Annotated in this window: 24 protein-coding genes and 1 riboswitch; of the genes, 12 read left to right on the top strand and 12 right to left on the bottom strand. The window is 26.5% G+C overall.

The features are described 5' to 3' along the window. Positions 1-2: 2 nt before the first annotated feature. The 3 genes from ACQH24_RS05645 to ACQH24_RS05635 all read right to left on the bottom strand — a co-directional run bounded on the left by ACQH24_RS05645 (position 3) and on the right by ACQH24_RS05635 (position 1,808). Positions 3-488 carry a hypothetical protein gene (locus ACQH24_RS05645; protein ID WP_425379645.1) on the bottom strand — a complete coding sequence of 162 codons (486 nt, stop codon included), beginning with the start codon at positions 486-488 and terminating at the stop codon, positions 3-5. 211 nt (positions 489-699) lie between these two features. Continuing rightward, positions 700-1,491: an IS3 family transposase gene (locus ACQH24_RS05640; protein ID WP_425380682.1), complete on the bottom strand. Its 792-nt coding sequence runs from the start codon at positions 1,489-1,491 to the stop codon at positions 700-702. A gap of 41 nt (positions 1,492-1,532) precedes the next feature. Continuing rightward, a complete protein-coding gene (locus ACQH24_RS05635) occupies positions 1,533-1,808 on the bottom strand; it encodes a transposase (protein WP_425379385.1) in 276 nt (91 codons plus the stop codon). A 35-nt stretch (positions 1,809-1,843) separates the two neighbouring features. Next, positions 1,844-2,030, bottom strand: a riboswitch (cobalamin riboswitch). 183 nt (positions 2,031-2,213) lie between these two features. Between ACQH24_RS05635 and ACQH24_RS05630 the strand changes: the two genes are divergently transcribed. The 7 genes from ACQH24_RS05630 (at position 2,214) to ACQH24_RS05600 (ending at position 7,665) form a co-directional block, all read left to right on the top strand. Continuing rightward, positions 2,214-3,059 (top strand): Cof-type HAD-IIB family hydrolase, encoded by an 846-nt coding sequence (locus ACQH24_RS05630; RefSeq protein WP_425379644.1) that lies wholly within the window; start codon positions 2,214-2,216, stop codon positions 3,057-3,059. Between the two features lie 137 nt (positions 3,060-3,196). Beyond that, the gene (locus ACQH24_RS05625) at positions 3,197-4,258 is read left to right on the top strand and encodes an alpha/beta hydrolase (protein WP_425379643.1); all 1,062 of its coding nucleotides are present in this window, start codon (positions 3,197-3,199) and stop codon (positions 4,256-4,258) included. A 2-nt stretch (positions 4,259-4,260) separates the two neighbouring features. After that, positions 4,261-5,421, top strand: coding sequence for an APC family permease (locus ACQH24_RS05620; RefSeq protein ID WP_425379642.1), 1,161 nt, complete (start codon positions 4,261-4,263; stop codon positions 5,419-5,421). Positions 5,422-5,466: 45 nt separating this feature from the next. Beyond that, positions 5,467-5,706 (top strand): hypothetical protein, encoded by a 240-nt coding sequence (locus ACQH24_RS05615; protein ID WP_425379641.1) that lies wholly within the window; start codon positions 5,467-5,469, stop codon positions 5,704-5,706. A 134-nt stretch (positions 5,707-5,840) separates the two neighbouring features. After that, complete coding sequence (locus ACQH24_RS05610) at positions 5,841-6,164, top strand: hypothetical protein (protein ID WP_425379640.1); 324 nt, start codon at positions 5,841-5,843, stop codon at positions 6,162-6,164. 129 nt (positions 6,165-6,293) lie between these two features. Next, the gene (locus ACQH24_RS05605; protein WP_425379639.1) at positions 6,294-6,992 is read left to right on the top strand and encodes a hypothetical protein; all 699 of its coding nucleotides are present in this window, start codon (positions 6,294-6,296) and stop codon (positions 6,990-6,992) included. A gap of 19 nt (positions 6,993-7,011) precedes the next feature. Then, the gene (locus tag ACQH24_RS05600) at positions 7,012-7,665 is read left to right on the top strand and encodes an MBL fold metallo-hydrolase (protein WP_425379638.1); all 654 of its coding nucleotides are present in this window, start codon (positions 7,012-7,014) and stop codon (positions 7,663-7,665) included. A 74-nt stretch (positions 7,666-7,739) separates the two neighbouring features. Here the strand turns inward: ACQH24_RS05600 and ACQH24_RS05595 are convergent, their stop codons facing one another. After that, positions 7,740-8,573, bottom strand: coding sequence for a hypothetical protein (locus ACQH24_RS05595; protein WP_425379637.1), 834 nt, complete (start codon positions 8,571-8,573; stop codon positions 7,740-7,742). Positions 8,574-8,813: 240 nt separating this feature from the next. Between ACQH24_RS05595 and ACQH24_RS05590 the strand changes: the two genes are divergently transcribed. Together ACQH24_RS05590 and ACQH24_RS05585 are read left to right on the top strand one after the other, a co-directional pair. Beyond that, positions 8,814-10,010 (top strand): hypothetical protein, encoded by a 1,197-nt coding sequence (locus tag ACQH24_RS05590; RefSeq protein WP_425379636.1) that lies wholly within the window; start codon positions 8,814-8,816, stop codon positions 10,008-10,010. A 78-nt stretch (positions 10,011-10,088) separates the two neighbouring features. Beyond that, complete coding sequence (locus tag ACQH24_RS05585) at positions 10,089-11,819, top strand: APC family permease (RefSeq protein ID WP_425379635.1); 1,731 nt, start codon at positions 10,089-10,091, stop codon at positions 11,817-11,819. Positions 11,820-11,888: 69 nt separating this feature from the next. Here ACQH24_RS05585 and ACQH24_RS05580 read toward each other — a convergent pair whose 3' ends face one another. The 3 genes from ACQH24_RS05580 to ACQH24_RS05570 all read right to left on the bottom strand — a co-directional run bounded on the left by ACQH24_RS05580 (position 11,889) and on the right by ACQH24_RS05570 (position 14,014). Continuing rightward, on the bottom strand, positions 11,889-12,590 hold the full coding sequence (locus ACQH24_RS05580) for a hypothetical protein (protein ID WP_425379634.1): 702 nt from the start codon (positions 12,588-12,590) through the stop codon (positions 11,889-11,891). Between the two features lie 88 nt (positions 12,591-12,678). After that, positions 12,679-13,278: an MFS transporter gene (locus ACQH24_RS05575; protein WP_425379633.1), complete on the bottom strand. Its 600-nt coding sequence runs from the start codon at positions 13,276-13,278 to the stop codon at positions 12,679-12,681. A 25-nt stretch (positions 13,279-13,303) separates the two neighbouring features. Further along, positions 13,304-14,014: a glycerophosphodiester phosphodiesterase family protein gene (locus ACQH24_RS05570; protein ID WP_425379632.1), complete on the bottom strand. Its 711-nt coding sequence runs from the start codon at positions 14,012-14,014 to the stop codon at positions 13,304-13,306. 332 nt (positions 14,015-14,346) lie between these two features. Here ACQH24_RS05570 and ACQH24_RS05565 point away from each other — a divergent pair, with 332 nt between their 5' ends. After that, the gene (locus tag ACQH24_RS05565; RefSeq protein ID WP_425379371.1) at positions 14,347-15,306 is read left to right on the top strand and encodes a transposase; all 960 of its coding nucleotides are present in this window, start codon (positions 14,347-14,349) and stop codon (positions 15,304-15,306) included. A gap of 57 nt (positions 15,307-15,363) precedes the next feature. Then, positions 15,364-15,819, top strand: coding sequence for a hypothetical protein (locus ACQH24_RS05560; protein ID WP_425379631.1), 456 nt, complete (start codon positions 15,364-15,366; stop codon positions 15,817-15,819). Positions 15,820-16,043: 224 nt separating this feature from the next. Here ACQH24_RS05560 and ACQH24_RS05555 read toward each other — a convergent pair whose 3' ends face one another. The 5 genes from ACQH24_RS05555 to ACQH24_RS05535 all read right to left on the bottom strand — a co-directional run bounded on the left by ACQH24_RS05555 (position 16,044) and on the right by ACQH24_RS05535 (position 19,987). Continuing rightward, positions 16,044-16,889: an SPE_1075/MLC_0560 family membrane protein gene (locus tag ACQH24_RS05555; RefSeq protein ID WP_425379630.1), complete on the bottom strand. Its 846-nt coding sequence runs from the start codon at positions 16,887-16,889 to the stop codon at positions 16,044-16,046. Between the two features lie 147 nt (positions 16,890-17,036). After that, entirely contained in the window at positions 17,037-17,735 is a 699-nt protein-coding gene (locus ACQH24_RS05550; RefSeq protein WP_425379629.1) for a hypothetical protein, read from the bottom strand. 48 nt (positions 17,736-17,783) lie between these two features. After that, on the bottom strand, positions 17,784-18,440 hold the full coding sequence (locus ACQH24_RS05545) for a hypothetical protein (RefSeq protein WP_425379628.1): 657 nt from the start codon (positions 18,438-18,440) through the stop codon (positions 17,784-17,786). 438 nt (positions 18,441-18,878) lie between these two features. Next, positions 18,879-19,670: an IS3 family transposase gene (locus tag ACQH24_RS05540; RefSeq protein ID WP_425380700.1), complete on the bottom strand. Its 792-nt coding sequence runs from the start codon at positions 19,668-19,670 to the stop codon at positions 18,879-18,881. A gap of 41 nt (positions 19,671-19,711) precedes the next feature. Then, positions 19,712-19,987: a transposase gene (locus tag ACQH24_RS05535; protein ID WP_425379385.1), complete on the bottom strand. Its 276-nt coding sequence runs from the start codon at positions 19,985-19,987 to the stop codon at positions 19,712-19,714. A gap of 312 nt (positions 19,988-20,299) precedes the next feature. Between ACQH24_RS05535 and ACQH24_RS05530 the strand changes: the two genes are divergently transcribed. Continuing rightward, positions 20,300-21,256: a hypothetical protein gene (locus tag ACQH24_RS05530; protein ID WP_425379627.1), complete on the top strand. Its 957-nt coding sequence runs from the start codon at positions 20,300-20,302 to the stop codon at positions 21,254-21,256. Position 21,257: the final 1 nt, after the last annotated feature.

Raw genomic sequence — 21,257 nt, 5'->3', positions numbered from 1 at the left:
GATTAAATTACTGTGCTAATAACAAAACGAAAGACATTGTCAGTATTTGGTGTTAATGCCAGCAGATCAATTCCAACATTACAAGAATTATTTGGACCGTGACAATTCTTATGGATATGTTCAGCATCTGATTGACTGTTGTCACCGCTTTGAATGTTAAAGTATTTAACCGTCGGGTCTAATTCAATTTTTCCAACCCGTTTGACAAAAGTTCCAATTGCACTAATTTTTAATCCAAAGTCAGTAGGATAGTTCACTAAGACATCAGCAAGAGTACTAAGATGTTTAACATTTAAACCTTTTGTAAAATAAACACTAAAATCTTCTTTTTGTCCAAGAATTGTAACGACATAACTACTTTGAAAATTGTTCTTATGACGTTCTTGGTAGTATTTTGGAATATAATAAAGGTTTAAAACAATAGCGGTTAAAAGTATTAAGGCTGGTAAGAGATAACGTAAATATTTTTTTCATAAGAAGTTTTTCATTTTGATAATTCCTTTCAAAAATAGGTATAAAACTTAATTTTGCGAAAAAGCATTATTCTATTTATGAGAGATAAACTATTATTTATCGATAATAAATTATTTACTCACAAATATCACAATCCCAGGGATATTCATTTTCCTAAGAGATAACGGCAGGTCTACTGGCTTAGAATCATTTTACTTGGAATGGCAAGGGTTTTTTGGACAAATTTTATGTAGAGTAATAATTTCTGTATTTTACTGGTGTTAAATAATTTAGTTTGCTATGAATTCGAATATTATTGTACCAATTAATGTAATCAAATAATTTTAATTTAAACTGCTCAATGTTTTTAAATTTATTATTTTTAATAAATTCAGTTTTAAAAATTTTGTATGTTGATTCCGCAACAGCATTGTCATAAGGACAACCTGGTTTACTGTAAGACTTTTGAATGTTATTTTTAGTTAAAAAGTTATAAATAAGATTGTTGTTAAATTCACTACCTTGATCAGTGTGAAATATTTTAATATCATTTAATGTAAAGTTAAGTTTATTAAAGGTATTTTTAACTAATTTTGCATTTTTGTGTAAACTAACATCATAACTAATAATTTCACGATTAAATAAATCAATTAGAAAGCAAACATAATATCATTTATTATTAATAAAAACATATGTTAAATCACTGACAACAACTTCATGTAGTTTATAATTATTAAATTCTTGATTTAATAAATTATTATATTTATATGTAACATTGCTTGTATTTGAATGTTTGTATTTGATTTTTGTATAATTTGAAATTAAGTTATATTTTCTCATTATTTTACTAATCTTTACACGAGATAATATAATATTTTGCTGAGCTAGCATGATTTTAATTTTTCTTGTTCCATAATTTTTACGACTTTTTAGAAAAATACTGATAACAGCATTATCAATGTTTTGATTATTCTTGGGATTATTTGCTTTTAATTGATAGTAATATGTTGATCTAGCCAATTTCAATGTTTTACATAAATTAATAATTGGATATTTTGCTTTGTTATTTTTAATGATTGCTATTTTTTGCCGATTATCAGTGTTGCTTGCTTTAAAATGTCATTTTCCATTTCTAATTGTTTAACTTTTTTACGTAATTGAATTAATTCGTTTTCTTCTGGCGTTCTATTGTCTTTAGCTTTAAATGAGTCCGAGTTACTAAATTGGTGAGCTCATTTCCAAACAGTAGATTTACCAATTTGGTAATCATTGGCTAATTGTTCAGGAGTTTGACCCATTTTGTAAAGACCAACAATTTGTTGCTTAAATTCATCGGTATAATGATTCTTTGCCATAATTACACCTCCATTGTAATTTAATTATAAATATTTACTCTACATTATTGTTGTCCAATTTATCTTAACCTATCCATACTAATTGTCTCTTCCCAAAAAAATCTTTTCAGTGAGTAAATACAATGTTCATCATCATTACAGTTGCTGGGACAGCTTGAGAATATTAACTCAATTCCCTTTTCAAAACATTTCGCAATGTTTACCGCTAAATCTAATGAAAGCGTGGTGCTTTATGGACTAATTATAAACTAAAAACTTTATTTGGGAAATAATTTCACAATTAGTTTTTTTGGTTAATTTAGTTGGTAGAGATAAAAATAATAAATAAATCTTTTAATTTTAATATTATCTTTTACAAGTAATAGAAAATAGATTAAGATTATTTTATATAGGAGTATGAGGATTATGACAGATATTAAATTGATTGCTGTTGACTTAGATGGGACAGCATTAAATTCAGTGGGAGAAATGTCTCCATATACATTAGAAGTTTTACAAGGTTTGGCAAGACAAAATATTAAGTTAGTAATTGCAACCGGGCGACCATTGTATCAGACAAGACATATAGTAAAAAATCTAGGATTAACTGATGTCAATGATTTTACTGTTAGTTTAAATGGTTCGGTTGTGGCCAATAATGCGACGGAAGAAATCTTATTTTGTGATTATTTTGATCAGGAACTATTACGTGATCTTTATGCGGATGTTCTTGCATTTGATTTAGATACATTAATTATGTTTGATGCTGATCATTCTTCATTTAATAAAATGTTATTACATTGTAAGGGGTTTGAAGATAAGATAACAAAACGTTATTTAGCATCTTTTATAGCAGGTCAAGATGAAGTAACAGCTTGTTTATATACAAATAATTTTAATGTTAATGTTAATAAAATATATATTAGTAGTTATACTTCAGATATTAATCGTTTTGTTGCAAAGTGGCAGAATGCCATTGAAATTTCACAAGAAATTCGTGGTGACCGTTCAGCATTAGAAATTACTAGTCGCCACATTAATAAAGCTAGTGGTATTGCGCACATTTGTAAAAAATACCAATTAACAGCTAAAAATGTTATGGCTTTTGGAAATGAACATAATGATGTGGCAATGTTAAAGTGAGCGGAAATTGGCGTTGCGATGGGAAATGCTCCCGATGATGTTAAAGCAGTTGCTAATTTAGTTGCGGAAGATAATGACCATGATGGAATTGCAAAGATGATTGAGACAGTAGTTTTTGGCAAATCTTAAAAATTTTTCTTTTTAAAGTTAGCAATAAATTCCATTTAGCTAACTTTTTTTACGTAAAAGATAATGTTTTAAATTGTCTTTTTGTAAGACTTTTGTTAAAGTTAAAAAGACCATTTTTAAAAAAGGAATAAAAATCAATGAAAGTAATTACAAAAACACCGAGTAAAGAAACATTAAACAGCGGTTATCATAAATTTTGTTTTAATTGATGACGAATTTTATTGACGATATTATTATTTCCATTAATTTATTTCTGATCAAAGAAATATGTTAAAGAATTTTTTAAATTTACCCAAACTTATCAACGAACAGGGCTGATGAATGTTGGAACAGTAACATTTGATTTTAATAGTTTTGATGGATATTACCAAGATGTTATTGCGAAACAATTAGATCAATTTGATTTTGTCTTTAAACCAGAAGAAATAGCGGCGATGCAAACGGTAACAATTTTAAATCGTCAGCAAGCACCAATTAGTGCTCTTTATTTACAAAATTCTAAGTCAAAAAAATGAGTGATTGGATTACATGGCTGAACAGAAAATAAGTATTTAGGATTACGACAAGTGTTTTATTTTTATCAACAAGGGTATAATATTTTAACTTTTGATAGTGTTGCACATGGTTTAAGTGCTGGGAAATATACGGGGATTGGTTATTTAAATGCCCAAAATTTAAGGGATGTAATTCAATGATTACAAGATAATTATGCTGTTGAAGAAGTGGGTTTAATTGGAAATAGTATGGGTGCTGCTTGTTTGACAAAATATTTAATTGATGAAGGTTATCAAAATCCGCTTGTACATTGAGCAGTTAGTGATTGTGGCTTTAGCAATCTATTAGTGCAATTTCGTTATGTTATGCAATATCGGTGTCAACATCCATGATGATTAATTAGTTTTGGTTTGGTAAAAAAATTTAAAAAGGAAGTTGGTTTTAATTTACGAAAATATAATTTATTAAAACAAACCAAACGGTTAAAGGATTTCCCTATGTTAATTTTTCATGGGGAACAAGATGATTTTGTTCCTTATTTCATGAGTAAAGAATTCTTTAACCAAAAAGTTAAGGATGAACCAAAAGGACAAAGTCAATTAGTCTCATTATTGAATATTAACCATGTTGAAGCAATTTCAAAGGGACATCAAATTTATACAGCCGCTATTAAAGCATTTTTAACTAAACAAGAAAGGAAATAAGGATGAAATTACAAAAAAAATATGGTTTTTGACAAATCTTAGCTTTGGCAATATCAGCACCCTTAGGTTCGTCGATTTTAGTTTCGTTTGGTCAGGTTGCTTTTCAAGCTCAATTTAATCCAATCTTAATTATTATTGCGTGAATTTTAGGGGGATTATTGGTTTTACCAGAAATGTTATTATTATCTGAAGGAGCAACTTCTTATCCGGAAAATGGGACAAGTTATTATTGAATTAAACGAGCTAAATGAAATGCTTGTTCATTTTGATTTGGTTGAATAATGGTATTATTTGTTAGTGCTACGGCCGTTGCAACGGCATGTTTAGCTTTGGGTAATATTTTAATTACATTATTTAATCTAAACAATGAATGATATGGGAAATTGTTTGGAATTGTAATTTTATTAATTTTAGTTGTTATGCAAGTTTTTGTTAAAAAAAGTAGTGGTTATTCGCAAATTGTTTTTGCTTTATTAAAAGGATTTCCAATTGTTTTTGTTTTAATTATTGCAATGATTTATGGTAATACTGCTAGTTTTACTGATGACACAATTAATAAAAATTTAAGTCAAATTTACCTTTCATCTTTTTTATTATTACCAGCAACTGCGATGACAATGTTTGCTTATTCTGGTATGGAAGCAATTATTTATGTTAGTGGTGAAATCATTAATCCGCGGAAAAATATTCCCCGGGCAATGATTATTTCCACAATTGCAATCGTTTTATTATATATTATTTTAGCAATTGGTTTATTAACAATTAATAAACCACACCAATGATTAGGTTCAACGGGATTTAATAATGTCTGGTATTATGCAATTAGTAATAATCCAACAATTCCACCAGTCTTAAATTATTTATTTTCTATTTTAGCAATTTTTATTTTTGTCGGATCATTAAATTCGTTTTTAGTGTATCATTCGCGTTTAATTTTTAAAATGAGTGAGGAAAAAGACTTTTTTGTTTTTTTTCAAAAAACAACAAAACGAACTAATATGCCATACTTGGCAATTCTATTTTTGGTGGGATTAGCAATTATTTATATTTTATGAACATCGTTATTTAATGTTACGAATTATTTTATTATTGCTGTTAGTATTTTAAAATTTATTACAATGATTAGTTTGATATATTTACGGCATAAAGATCCAAATTATTAGCCACTTTATCGAAAACCACTTTTTGTTATTTTGGTTATTTTAGCTTTGAGTGCTTGTATAGTTACTTTTATTGGATCAATTTTAGCAATGTATTATTATGAAAAGATAACAGGTAATATGTGAGAATTATGGAATTGTATTATTGTTTTAGCAGTAATGCTGAGTGGTTATCCCCTGTATTATTTAAAAAAATGATTGGCCAAAAAATTAATTTCAAAGAAATACCGTTCTCAGCAATCAAAAGATAGTGATTTGGTTAAAAAAGATGAATCTTTTGCAAAATAATTTTTTTAATAATAATTTTAATGATATAATAGTTTTGTTCATATGACAATATATTAAATCTTTCTTTTTTTCAATTAAAATATAAGGTATGATTTTAAGTATTCATTTGAATAAGAGAAAGGAGGACCGTGAAAGTGTATAATAATAGACCGAATCCAAAATTTTCGAAAAGATCTGATGATATTATTAATGATGAAAAATTTTTATTAGCAGATAAACAACCTAATTTAAAAACAGTAACTGGTAAAGACGGCCAAACAAGAGATTTATGTGAATTTTGAGTTTTAGATAATGGTGAAGAAACTCAGTGTGTGGTATGAAATGATTTAGCAGAAAAATTTAATGCAGAATTTAATTTAGATAATTTTAAATCAGTTGTCATTTCTTATCGAAAAAATCTTAATAGTTTTACTGGAAAAATGCGTTACAGTGTACGTGAATTTTCATTTGTTAACTAAGACTTTGTTTTTATAAATAAAGTAAAAACCCACTTAGATGTGGGTTTTTTTATGCTCTGAAACAAGACTTTTTAATTAAAAAATGTTATAATATGTCAAGAGTAGAATGAAGAAAATGAAGGAAGTCTTATGGAGAAAACATATGTAATAAAAATCTTAGCAAAAAAAGATGCAAAATTAAATTATAAGAAAGCAATGGCGTTAACTCAAGAAGTTTTAGCTAAGGAAACAGGGGTTGCCGATCCTAAAATTATTTTGCGCTTTAAATGATATCGTCCAACACAAGAGGTTTTTGAAAGTATTTATTCAGCCGCAGTATGAGGAACAAAAATTGGCTTTGAACGTTATCATGATATGATTCCAAATAATAATGAATTAAAAGACGTTGTTTCTTTTAAAGCATTATATAAAGGGATTATGAATGTTTTTGTTAAAATAGATGATGAAATTCAAGTATATGGTGAAAACATTATTACCATTACGGATTATGCGAATTTATTATTAACAATTATTTCTGAAGTAATTAAAACTAATTATATTCGTACCACTTTTTATGATAAGAATATTGATAATCCTAATATAAAAGCTTTTTTAAGTCATTTATTAGGTGGTATGGCATTGGGAATTGTTCGTTGATTTGGATATCGGATTGAAAATAAAGATAAAGGGTATGAATTATTACAAAAGTTATATGTGATGAATATTATGAAAATTAAAGGTCTAGATCAGAATAATATTAGTGATATTTTATTCTTAATTGAAGATTTATTAAATTATATTGAAACAAACTCTTTTTTTATTGAAGAGTTTACTGAAACAGAAGATTAAGAGGAAAGGAGATTAAGTAATGGCAAAAATGAAAAACTTTGTAGATGCAACCTATGATAATCAAAATGTTTATTTAATTATTAATGATCAAAATGAAGCAATTATGATTGATGCATCAAATGCAGCAAAAGAGGCAATGGAATATATTAAACAAAAAAATTTAATTTTAAAAGCGTTATTTATTACGCATGGTCATATTGATCACTATGATGGAATTAATGATGTTTTAGAAGAATATCCCGATTTAAAAATTTATATTCAAAAAATTGATTTACGATTGTTATCACAGCACAAAGTTGATGATGCAACTGGTGACATTATGGGGCCTGGAGTTGTATATCCTTTAACAAATCTTGTTTATTTAAGTGGTGATACCGTTGTTGAAGAAATTGGATATGAAATAGAAGTGTTTCATATTCCTGGCCATACGGCGGGAACACAAATGCTACGAATTAAAGCATTAAATTTAGTAACAACTGGAGCAAGTTTAATCCCAGATAAAACAAGTCCGGGTTATACTGGAGCAATGTGTAATGATAATTATTTTGTAACAGAATTACGACGAATTACTAACCTAGAACCAAAATGGCATGTTTTACCAGGACATAATAATCCCTTTTTAATGCGTGATGCTATTGAACAAAATGCAATTCCTACCGAAGACAATTTTTAATGGAAAAGTAAACCTTATATAAGGTTTACTTTTTTTTAAAAGATTCTAAATTTTTATTGAAATAAAAAAATGCATTATTTTGAATAATGCATTACATAAGTATTGAAATATAAATCTTGTGGTTCAAATCCTAATTGTTGATATGCTGTTATTTTCTCAATCGGAGTAACAATTCCCACATTTTTATAATTTGCTTTTTGGGCTTGTGTTAATAAATGGATTAACATTTTTTGTTCATTATTCGAATCATTGTCATCATGACAAATAATTTCGCCAATCACAGCAATTTCAGCTTCAAAATAAATAATACCAGTGACAATTGGAACATCATCTTTTGTTAAAGTTGCAACATAACAAAGGTTACAAGCTTGTTCAAAATTATCATTGAAAGCTGGTGTTGGTAAATCCTTTAATGGTAAATCCTTATCATTAATAATTTTAAGATTATTGGCACTAGTAATTTTAGTATCATTAATTTCTTTTATTGCTTCTAAATCAGTCGCCGTAATAAATTTTTCATTTTCTAATGGTTCTGTTGTTATAGTAAAGGATGTTAAATCCATTAACATTCCATTACCAGTTCGTAAATGAGTTAAACCGCTTTTTTCAAAAAATGATCGTTCGCCTTGACTATTATCAATTGTAATAGTACATCAAACGAATGGTGTTTTTTCGACATAAAATTCATCAATAATTTCTCCGGCTTTAGCAAACTGTTCTGATGTCGCTAAATGTGAACTAATAACGCCATTAATACTATCTTTTATTTTACGAGTATCAATTTGATAAAATGAATTATTGTTATCAAGTTTAGTTATTTGTACATCTTTTTCATGTTTAGGGTCAATGTTGTAATTAATATAACTCACAACTAGCTGGTTTAATTTCTCATTGTTAAAATTAAACATTTTAAATTCTCCTCTTTATCAAATATAATTTTATCACTTTTTACAAACATAAAGATTTTTTTCAATAAATTTAATATTATTTGTTCAATTGCGACGATAATTCTAAATGAAATGACTTAATAAAGGCAATTACGAATGCGAAGATGACTTGCCTTTAATTTTTATTATATTTACTTGTGCTTTTCAACAAAAGAGACTAAAATATATACTATATTATATTGATTTTAAAGGAGTTTTTACATGTTTAACTGGAATCCCCGGGTACATTTTTATTTACGTTTAGCAATGTTAATTTTATTAAGCTCATTTCTATTACTTGATTTAATAATGGCGATTTATTATCCGCAACCAAAGTTTGCCCATTTAGGTTATGGGGAACGTGTTTCAAATTATTATTCATTTTTTACAACACAAACAAATTATATTGTGGCGTTATATTTTTTCTTATATTTATTTGAATCAAAATTTAAAAATACAAAACCACATTATATTATTCAATTAGCAGTTACAACATATATTACTATTACAATGTTAGTTTTTTGAGTCGGGATTGTTGGACAAAAAGATCAAGCCCGACAATATCATCTATATAATTGAGTTGCAACAATTATTTTGCATTTAATTATGCCAATAACAATGATTACAAGTTATGTTTTAACAGCAGGTGATCATTATTATCACTATGAAAATCATCATAAAAAATATTTATGATTAATTATGTTATATATGCTATTGTACTTAGTTATTATTCTTTTTCGTGGTACTTATCGGCATTTTGATGGTAAAGCTCCGGCCACCTTATTTCCGTATTTCTTTTTAAATTATTTCCAACCTAACGGTGATCTCATGGTGGCAACAGCAATGGTTACAATTTGTGTTGTGGCAGTATCTTTACAGTACTTTTATATTTTTATTAATAATGTATTATATTTTCGTTACTATCGGAATAAGAATGTGAAGATTGTCCCAATTCAATATATCATGCGAACTAATAAGGTTACAATTGTTGGATTTATTATTGGGATTATTGTTTTATGTTTTAATCTTGCTTTTAATATTTTTTATGCAGTTTCTGTCACTAGTGATATTGAGATTTTTGAAACAGCACACGGACTTGAAATTATTAACAAATATAGTCTTGATTCCCCAGTAATAATTGCTTTTGTTTTTGTTTCTTTCTGAGTTTTGATTGGATTTATTATTTGTTTTGTTTTTGCTCTACGTGGCAAAATTGGCGCTCGTATTTCAGGAGCTTTATTAATGATTGTATTAATGTTCTTTACTTGAATTTGAATTGTTGGGCCAGTATTTTGTTTAATTACAGGGTTAATTATTTTTAATGGGAATGAAAGAGTTACAAATGTTCCGTTAATTCAAGCGAATAATTTGCGGAAATTAAAAAAACAAGAAAAAAAACAAAAGAAATTTAATAAATAGTATTAATTTTGTAGAAAATATTGCAAAAAAAGAATATGATATTTTTATCTTTTAAAAATGAAAAGAGGCTATGAAAAAATGAAAAAACAAAAAAGGACAACGGTTGAAAGTAAGAAATTTAATTTGCCAGAATTAGTATGATTAGGATTTAATTATACTTGTGGGATTGCTTTTACATCTGTTTATGCAACAATGATGTTTTCAGAAGCTGATCAAACGGGACAGTTTTTAGGAATGAATATGATTTGAATTTTCTTAGTGGGAGGATTAGTAGCTGGTACTTGTGCTTGAGCATTTAATAAGTTATCCCAAGTTCATCCCGCTGGTAATGGGGCTAGTTATATTTATGTCCGAACAAATTTTGGTAAATTTTGAGGATGATTAATTTCATTTTTACAATATACAACATTACCAATCATTGTCACATCACAAATTGTGTCAATGGTTCGTTTAAATTTTGTTGGGTCAGGGACCTTTCTTGATACGAAAGGTCTTTTAGGAAATTGAGCCAATTTAATTTGAGATGGAATAGGGATAGTTGTTTACATGTTAGTGTCGTGTAGTTTATTTTTGGGAATGCGATTATTAAAACGGTATTTAAATGCTTCTAGTTATATTAAATGAGGGTCAACAGTGTTATTAATTATTGCCTTAATTACTTTGTTTGCTATTAATGGTACTTCGGCCTGAGATGTTAATGCTAGTTCAAAGTATACGACATTAACTTCGACTAATTTTTCAATTGCTTTTACTTCTTGTTTCTTTTTCTTTTTAGGATTTGAAACCTATGCCACAATTGGGAAAAATGTTCGGAATCCTGAACGTAATATTGGCCGTAGTATTATTTGAACAATGACATTAGCAATTATTTTCTATGTCCTTATCACAATTTTAATGTTAGGGGCGATTGCTGGATCTTTTACTAATAACCCGAATTTACAGATTTTTCGTTTACTTGGAAAACATGTTGGTCAATGAGTTTATTATGTTGGGGTTATTATTATGTTAATTTGTACGATTTCGTTAAAAGCAAATGCAGGAATGCAAAATGCATTATATTCAGGAGCAATTTTAGAACCATTTGCGATTGAAGGTTTAATGCCAAGTAAATATCAAGAATTAAATAAGGATGGGATACCATTTAAAGCTTCTTTCTTAAATTTAATTATTACTTTTATCTTTGCGATGATTTGATTATTTATTCCCGATATTATCCAGGGAGCAACGGGAGGTAATGCTGTTTTCTCATATGCTGCTATCACAGGTGAAGCATCATTAATTATGATTATCATTTATTCATTTGTGATTATGGTTGCCTTAAAGTTAGGATTTACAAAGAAAATGCGGGTAAAAGTTTGAGAAATGATAGCTTGGTCATTAGCCTTAATATTCTTAATTTGACAATTTGTGCAATTCTTTGTTGACTTAGGACGGTCATATGACAGTGCAATTAGTGACTTAAATACTGATGCTTCAAAATCGATTGCTACTATTGTTTCTAACACATTACAAGTAGTTTATATTATTGGAATGATTACTTTTGCTATTATTTGATATTACACATATTATTGAAAAAAATATCAAGCAAGATTAAAAACAGATCCTCAATTGCAAAAAGCATTAGATGCATCGTTTGTAGTAACAGATGATTGAAAATATGTGGTTAAAGAAATTCAAATAGAATTAGATCGTTACTTAGTTCGTAATCAAAAGATTTATGATTATAAAGATAATCCAAATCAGCAAGATGCAAAACATATTCGTCAGGAAGCTTATCAAGCAGAAGATGATTTACAAGAACCCGATTAAGATAATTTTTATTATAAAAAAAGAACTCATTAGAGTTCTTTTTTTGATATTTATTTTAAAATTTAATCTTTAAGATAAAATCTTTTTATTTTTAAGATGGTAAAATACTAGGCTGTGTCGTTTTTCTTTTTTTAAAACGAATAATAATGCAATTCCAGCTAGCGCGGCAAAGAAACCAATCCCCGTAATAATTGCTAGACTAACTTGATTTGCTAATTTATTCGTTAAATAACCTGCTTCAGTTCCATAATTTTTTAAAAGAATTGAATCAATTTGTCAAAATCAAGCATCTGGGGAAAAAGCAATGAATGAAATTAGACCAACTGATGCCGCATATTCTTTTTGATTAATGTTAATTTCATATATTGTTGCTCAACGATTAGTAACTAAAGCTCAACAAATAATTCCTAATGTTAAATATAAGATAACAACTAAGGATTGAATGGTAATCTTTCTTGGTGATGACATGTTCTCAAATGTTGTTTCATAATAACCTGGTAAACTAATAGCAATAATGGTAATTATGGAAGCTAAACTTAAACCAATCACAATAAATAAGATATATTTTTGAGTACGATCAGCTAGTTTACCAGCTGGAGCACTAAATAAAAACCGGAAAAAATAGGTTCGTAAAATTCCAGCAATAACCACAATAATTGGAATGATCTTTAAAGCATCTTGCATAAAAGTGACAAAGACAGATAATCCCGATTGGTACATATAAACTCCCATAATTAATAAGGTTACAATTCATAATTTAACATTTTTCAATATTTTTCCTAATTCTTTAATATCAAAATTATTATTTTGATTTGAATTGTGATTTAAATCAGGAACAAATTTTTATAATAAAATGCAATTAATAAAAATCAACCCGCAAAAGATAAAAACTAGGGAAAGCTCAGTGTCCTAATGATTCTGTTCAAACATTTTCAAATAATCAGAAGACAAGATACGCAATAGCAATTAAAACGGTTCCGATTAATCCATTTAAACTACCATGAATTCCATTTAACTTTCCGTTTTCAGCTGGGGTTCCTTGTTCTGATAATAATTTTCATAAGGCACTTCAAAAAATAAAACAAGTTATAAAACTTCATAAAGAAAAAATAATATAGACTTGAATAATTTTGCCACTAGTGATAAAAGGAATTAACCCATATCAAATACTAATGACACCAATTCCTGCTAAACCAATTAGGGTTAACTTTTTTAAATTAAAACGATCAGCAAAATAACCGCCAATAAAATAGCTTAATAATGCTACATAACCATAAATAGCATTAGCTTGTGAAAATTGTGAAGCAGTAATTCCTAAACCTTCCGAGATTTTTACTGATGAAATAACGTTTTTTAAGTAGAATGGGACGGCCATTACTAAGACATCAGCTAGGGCTAAAAGGGCAATAATTCATATTGTTTTGGTCATAATCTTTTCTTTTTTTTCGGCTTTTTTCATTATGTCTCCTTTCAAAATAAAAATATTATTTTAAGGTTGGATTTAAAACTGGAATGTCACTAATATAACTATTGATAAAATTGGATGGATACAAATTATTAATAATTTTAAAATCTTTCTCACTTTTAAAAGTTCAAATATTTAATGGTAAATTAAGATTCTTAATAATTGCAACATTTTTCTTTTGTTTAGCTGTCGCAATTGATGGATGCAAATAATTAAATTTGGTAATTAAATTTTGATCAATATCCTTTAAACTTTCAATTAAATAACCTTTTTTTAAAGGGCTATTTAAGTTACTAATAAATTTTAAAGCATCATAACCAAATGAAGAAACAATAATTTCGGCATTTGTTTTTGTTTGCAATAATAATAATGCTTCTTTAATTAAATTAAATTCTTGTTCGTTATAACGGTCTGGTTTGATTTCAACATTAATTATTTGGTACTGATCAGCAATTTTATTAACAAAATCCTCAATAAATAAGGGGGGTAAGAATTTTGGATTTTTTTTAAAAAAGTCAATTTCCTTAATTTCTTGATAAGTAAAATGCCGGACAGTTTTGTTAATATTTCCAATTCTTTTAAAATTATGGTCGTGAAAAATAATAATTTGATGATCTTTAGTCATCCGAATATCAAATTCGACGCCATGACAAGTTTTTAATGCATTAGTAAAGTCAACCATCCGATTTTCTCCGAGTGAACTACGAAAACCTCGATGTGCAATTAACATAAATATATTCCTTTCCTTCATAAACATTAAATAAAATTTTTGTAAATAATATGCTAATAATTCTTAACAAATACTTTAATTATTAGCAACTTTTGATAACTTTTGGTAAAGTTGGATAATTTAATTATAGCGATTTTTTCAAGTAATTAACATAAAAAAATTATAATTTATGTTAAGGATGATAACAATTATTATTCTCTTATAATTTTCATAAGCTAGAGCAATGCCTAATTTTAATTTAAAAATTTACTTTAATTTTGTCGAAAACTCTTGATATTTATAGAATATATCTAATTTTAGGTATATTTTTAATATATAGAGGTAAATAATTGATGGAAAAAATAATTACAGAATTAAAAAACAGTTTTACAGATGATCAATTTTTAGAATTTGCTGAAAAAATAAAAAAAGAAGCAGAAGTAATCAAAAAACAAAAACGTTTAAATGAAATTGATCAAAAATTTAGAGATAAAGGCATTATATGTCCTGATTGTAAATCTTATCATTGTGTTAAAAATGGTCATAATCCCGAAGGAAAACAAAAATATTTATGTAAAAAATGTCGTGCTAGTTTTGATGCTTTTCGTCATCATTTTACTTATTGAAGTCATTTAAATTATGAACAGTGAAATTTATTAATTCAAATTTCATTATTAGGACAATCTAGTAAAATAATTTCCCGTTTTATTAAAACAACACCAAAAACTGCTTGATATAATCGTCAAAAATTAATGCAATCAAAACAATTAGAAAATACTCAATTAAAATTTAAAAAATTAAATGGTCAAATCCAAATTGATGAAACTTTTATTAAAGAAATCCATAAAGGTAATTTTAAAGATAAATTTGATAAACGAAAAACTCATCTTGATCCATTTTCAACTAATACCAAATGCTGTATTCAAATGGTAGTTGATAGCAATAATAATATTTTTGTTCAATCCACCAATACCAAACGATTACAAAAACAATGAATTATTGAAAATATGAATAAGCAATTAATTAAAGAAAAATCAATAATTATTTCTGACATGCAACCATTATATTTATTAGTAGCAAAACAAACAAATTCTACTCTATATTCTACCAAAACTAGTACAAACCCTGATACTAGTTATCGAAAGTTAAATAAGATTAGTAAATTACAATCGAGTCTTAAAGAAGCCTTAATTCATTATCATGGTTTGGGTTTCACTAATATTCAAAATTATTTAAATCTATGAAAATGAAAATACCAACATAAAGGTTTAACACCAAAACAACAATCAACGGTATTATATTTTAACGTTTAAAAAATTTAAAGCAAAATCATGATCTTAAACAAAATTATTTTTCAAATTGTCATATTGATGATTTTTTTATTTCATCAAGAGTTTTCGACAAAATTAAAGAAATTTAATTATATTTTTTCTTTTTCTTGTGCTATAATTAATGATTATATATTAAATAATAAACATATTGGTGGTGGAACAATGGAGGCAAATTACAAAAAAAGTTTACGAAAAGTAAGGCAGTATAATTATACGTTTTTTAAAGTTTTATTAGTAATTCTTCTTTTTCCACTTGTTTTATTATTATCTTTTATTTGTTCAAAGGTGTTTGTACCATATCTTTTTAAATATAAACGGAGTGGTGTTGACCAAAATAATGTTGAGCTAAACACATTGCAACAATTAGAAACTGATGTTAAAGCAAAAAAATTAAAAGATTTTGTAATTAATAAAAGGGATTTAGAAGAATCTTTTATTAAATTTAATAATAAAGAAATTAGTACCTTAATGTTAGAACATCCAACCTCAACATAAAAGACTTTTGAAAACATATTATCAAAGGCAACAAATAAATCTTATTAATGAATTAGTCAAACTTTAAAAATAGAAATTACAAATAGGACCGTAACCTCTATTCTTAATTTTTAATTAAAATAAAAATTAAAAAAAGTCTGACAAATTTTAAGTAATGAAAACATCTTTATTGAATAATAAAGATGTTTTCATTTTATTTTAATATTAAAAAACAACCAGAACAATTAATCGTTCCGCTGTTTCGCAAGAATATTCGCTTTTCATAAATCAATTTTGATAAATTTGGCTAAAACTTTTTTTACAACATTAACATACGGCCCTGAAATAAAAACAAAAGCTACAGTTCCAAAACTAAAATTAGTAAATAAAAAGTTTCATTTATCATTATTTAATGGTAAAAACAATCAAAAAATAAAGCCAGGAATAACCATCATTACATCTAATAAAATTCGTGCAACAGGATATTTTAATTTCGTTAATTTAATAAATGCTTCACAAATATCATTATAAGGTCCATATAATGTCTTACTAAAAATTCAAATTGCTATACCAATGCAATATAATGAAAATCCTCCTAAAAATAATCAGGCGGCAATTCCACCAGAACTTTCTGCTCATTGTTGAATTGCATCAGCAGAAATAATATATTTCCAATTAAAATGAATTAACAATGGTAACAATCAGGCCAAAAATAAATCGCCAATAATCATAATACCAAATTTAACTCAAATTTCCCGATCTTTTGTTTTTTGATACGCTTTAATATTTGTAATTAACATAAAAATAATTGTAAATAAAATTAGAACTAAATAATACAGTCATAATACCACTGCATAATGCGCCGTTAGCACGGTATCATGTAAATGACCATTACCATAATTACCATACATTAATGCTAACAAAGCAAAAACAGTAAAATCAATTTGACTTGCTCCTGTACTAGTAGGAGCATAAATAGCAATCCCTAAGGATGTTAAATAAATTCCGATAAAAACCAAAAAGCCTTGCAACAAAAAAATATGTCACAAGTGTTGCCACTGCCATTTAATTTTAGTAAATAGTTTCTTCATTATATCCTCAATAGTTTTCTTTCTAGTACTTTAATTTTACTAAGTCACTAAATAAATGCAAGGATTATTTAATATAAAAATACTCTTTTTAGCTAAATTAAGAAACTTTAACAACAGAAGTTATTAAAAGATCCTGATATCATAACATTAACGACTAACTAACTTCTGAACTTCACCACGTAATGAAGTTAACAATAAAATTGGGAAAATAACATTACAAATAAATGAAAATGCTAGGAAGTAACAAATAATACTTACCCATAACTGCACTTTTTTATTCTTTGTATTAAATGCCACTAATCCTAATCAAAAAGCAATTAAAGTTACAATAAAAATAATCACAATTGTTAAAAATATTTCAAATGACATTCCTGGCACAATTAAATCTGTTTTCTTTGTAATCAGGAAATTAATTCCTGATGGTAATAAAATAACATAAACTAATCAGACCAATACAACTAAATTAAAGATTCAAATTCCATATCTTCCAACTTTATTATACTTATCATCATACCATTGTAAATCAAAGGTATAGCTTTCTTGGCAGCTAGGGTCAAGGTATAATAAAACCGCTGGAAAAAACATTACCATTGAAGGTAGAACACTAATTAAAATTACGATTGGTCGAATAAATTTTGCTTTTTTAGTTTTAATACAAAAAATTACAATATTACAAATAATACCAAAAAAAGTAAAACTAACCAAAATCATACCATATGCCCATCCAAGCGGATGATTAAAATAATAACTTGTTATATACTCAGCACTTGATGCATCAATATGATAAAACAAAAAAATGGGAAAAATTGCTAAAACACTAATTTGATAAATCCATATTATTCACATACTTGATAAAAATAATTTATAATTTTTCATTATAATTTGTTTTTATTATTAACGGTGTGAAAATCAAACCGGAGTAATCAAATAAAAATGAACTATCATTCCATCATTAGTATTTCAATCATTTCCAATTAAAGTTAACAACCCACTAGCAATCCCCAGAATTGTTCCATATGGTGTTTTCGATAATCCATCACTAAAGATACTAGTTGCATTGCCCCCATTTGTTAATAAATTGTAGACTTGGTCACATCGCCATTTTGCAATGTGTAATTTTCAATATCCAAATCAATATCACTTTGTTTCTTGGATAAAACCATTGTGTCAATTATATGCCATATTATCACTAAAAAATGCTTTATCATTATCAAAATTAAGAAGACCTAATTGACTCATTACTTCTAAATATGCAAGATATTGGTTACTTGTTAAAAGTTGATAAATCTCTGAATTTCATAATGTTTGATCTAATTGTTGATAATTAATTTTAATTTTAATTTTTTTGATTGCAGTTAATAAATTAATATGTTGTTTAACACTAATTAAATTATTATTATGCTCGATATTATTATCAGAAGTTATCTTACTTGTTGTCGAATCTATCCGTTGCGTTGTTTCGTTTTCTTGTTTATTAAAGTTATCATCTGTCATATTAATTGTTAAAGGTGTTAATGAAATAATACTAAAAATTATTAATAATTTTTTCATTATTAAACTTCCCTTCTATTTAACTTTAATATTTAATTTGTAAATTTTTAATAATTAATAAACACTCGTCATAATTTTTTCTTAATTTTATTATAGCATAAAAATGACACTTATTGGCTTGACCAATAAGTGTCATCAAAATTTATTAAATTATTAAATTTTTTACTAAAGACTTAGACCTCATTTTTTGGCAAATGCCAATGTTTTTTGTTGATAACCACTTTGATCAACAGTCAGCGCACCTGAGTGTGTAAATTTTTACACATATATAATTATAACTTATAAAATTAGTAGTTAGGAAAAGTATCAAATTATTTGCAAGATATAATTTATCTTGCAATTTTTTTCATATATAATTTTCAATAGATATTAAAATATTAATCTTATATGTTATTTTAATTTGATGCTTTGGAATGGCAAGGGTTTTTTGGACAAATTTTATGTAGAGTAATAATTTCTGTATTGTACTGGTGTTAAATAATTTAGTTTGCTATGAATTCGAATATTATTGTACCAATTAATGTAATCAAATAATTTTAATTTAAACTGCTCAATGTTTTTAAATTTATTATTTTTAATAAATTCAGTTTTAAAAATTTTGTATGTTGATTCCGCAACAGCATTGTCATAAGGACAACCTGGTTTACTGTAAGACTTTTGAATGTTATTTTTAGTTAAAAAGTTATAAATAAGATTGTTGTTAAATTCACTACCTTGATCAGTGTGAAATATTTTAATATCATTTAATGTAAAGTTAAGTTTATTAAAGGTATTTTTAACTAATTTTGCATTTTTGTGTAAACTAACATCATAACTAATAATTTCACGATTAAATAAATCAATTAGAAAGCAAACATAATATCATTTATTTTTAATAAAAACATATGTTAAATCACTGACAACAACTTCATGTAGTTTATAATTATTAAATTCTTGATTTAATAAATTATTATATTTATATGTAACATTGCTTGTATTTGAATGTTTGTATTTGATTTTTGTATAATTTGAAATTAAGTTATATTTTCTCATTATTTTACTAATCTTTACAGGAGATAATATAATATTTTGCTGAGCTAGCATGATTTTAATTTTTCTTGTTCCATAATTTTTACGACTTTTTAGAAAAATACTGATAACAGCATTATCAATGTTTTGATTATTCTTGGGATTATTTGCTTTTAATTGATAGTAATATGTTGATCTAGCCAATTTCAATGTTTTACATAAATTAATAATTGGATATTTTGCTTTGTTATTTTTAATGATTGCTATTTTTTGCCGATTATCAGTGTTGCTTGCTTTAAAATGTCATTTTCCATTTCTAATTGTTTAACTTTTTTACGTAATTGAATTAATTCGTTTTCTTCTGGCGTTCTATTGTCTTTAGCTTTAAATGAGTCCGAGTTACTAAATTGGTGAGCTCATTTCCAAACAGTAGATTTACCAATTTGGTAATCATTGGCTAATTGCTCAGGAGTTTGACCCATTTTGTAAAGACCAACAATTTGTTGCTTAAATTCATCGGTATAATGATTCTTTGCCATAATTACACCTCCATTGTAATTTAATTATAAATATTTACTCTACATTATTGTTGTCCAATTTATCTTAACCTATCCAGAGTCGGCAAAATTGCGGATGGATTTCAAAGTCTTTATAAAAATGGTAATACAAGTGATAATAAAATTCAAACAGGTCGAAAGCAATTAAGTCGAAATTTAAAAAGTGCAATTGGCAGTTCGGCTGGAAAAATTTTAAGTAAGTTAAAACTTGTTGGTAAAGCATTACCAATTCTAAATATTTTTAGTGGGATATGAGAGTTAAGTAAGACATTTAGTTTTATTTCTTTGAAAACTATGGAATATAAAATTGATCATAATAATTCGATTTATTATGTTACCCCAACTTTTAAATTGCCAATTCTCGATATTGCTTTAAGTTCTTCTCAACCAAAAACATTGGTGACACAATTAGCATCTTCGGCATTAAATTATATGTTACCAGCTGATAAAAAAACGCAGGGAGAAAAACTATATGAATTTAATGATAAGTATTATTTATCAAAAAATGCTGCTAAAGAAGATTTGATTCGTCAAATTTATTTGCACCCGGAACGATATATTCCAAACAAAAAGTTAATGATTAGTATTATGGCGAAAGATGTTCCGTATTTATTACCTGAAACAATTAGTAAGGCAAATATATGTGGGACTACAGCTGATGACACTAATTGTATTAGCAATGTTGATTATGATTCAGCTTTAAGTGCTGAGAAAGATAAATTTATTAATCAAATCTTTACGACTTATTTTGAACCAAAAAAACGAAGTTTTTACTTAGATGGTTTTGGGAATTCTTTTACAAGTAAAGATGAAGCATTAGCTAGTTTAGCGGAAAATGTTGCTTTAGCTAAGTTTGATGTTTCTTATCGTTATCAAACAAGAATGGGAAAAGTATTTTTTGCAAATAGTGAGGCAGAAATTATTAATTTTATCAATATGAATGAAATGATTGATAATAAGCAAGTTATTAATACTGATTTAATCACAACATCTCAGTATAATAATTTATCAAATTATTTAGGAGTTAACTTTGATATTTATTGTTTAGATTATTATGGTGATCAAAAATATTTTATGTCCGAACAACAAGTTTGAAATTATTTATGAAATCATATTAATTATCAAATCTTAAATTTTGATGCGACAATAAATAGGTTCCAATTTGGGAAACATGTCTTCTTTAATCAAAATGATTTTATGGCCTGAGTTAATGCTAATATCATTGTGGTGCAAGGAAAAAAAAGATGATAGA

This window comes from Spiroplasma endosymbiont of Stenodema calcarata (assembly GCF_964031205.1).
Lineage (GTDB): Bacteria > Bacillota_I > Bacilli_A > Mycoplasmatales > Mycoplasmataceae > Spiroplasma.
This window is presented reverse-complemented; position numbering and strand designations above follow the sequence as displayed.